The 302-nt window shown below is 57.3% G+C and carries 1 pseudogene; it reads left to right on the top strand.

What is annotated here, in order from left to right:
- Positions 1-113: 113 nt before the first annotated feature.
- A pseudogene (locus NE591_RS14275) lies at positions 114-302 on the top strand (amino acid:proton antiporter); the annotation flags it as partial.

Raw genomic sequence — 302 nt, 5'->3', positions numbered from 1 at the left:
GCGCCACCATCGACGAGTGCATGGCGAAGCTCGGCAAGCAGGGTCTGTAAACCATGTGCGATCGGGGAAGGCGCAACTTCCCCGATCGCTCTTTCCCATTAAGGGGTTACCCTATGAGCGGTAAGAAGAAATTCTCCTTCGTATCCGTTATTCTGTCGGTGATCTGCGTGGTGTTCGTGTGTGAGGCGGCGGCACCGGCTGCTGCCATCGGCAACCAGCAGTTCTTCTGGTGGATCTTCCTTATCATCACCTTCCTTTTACCCTACGGCATGGTAGCGGCCGAGCTCGGCACCGCCTACGAC

Source organism: Adlercreutzia sp. DFI.6.23, assembly GCF_024462535.1.
Classification (GTDB): domain Bacteria; phylum Actinomycetota; class Coriobacteriia; order Coriobacteriales; family Eggerthellaceae; genus Adlercreutzia; species Adlercreutzia rubneri.
This window is presented reverse-complemented; position numbering and strand designations above follow the sequence as displayed.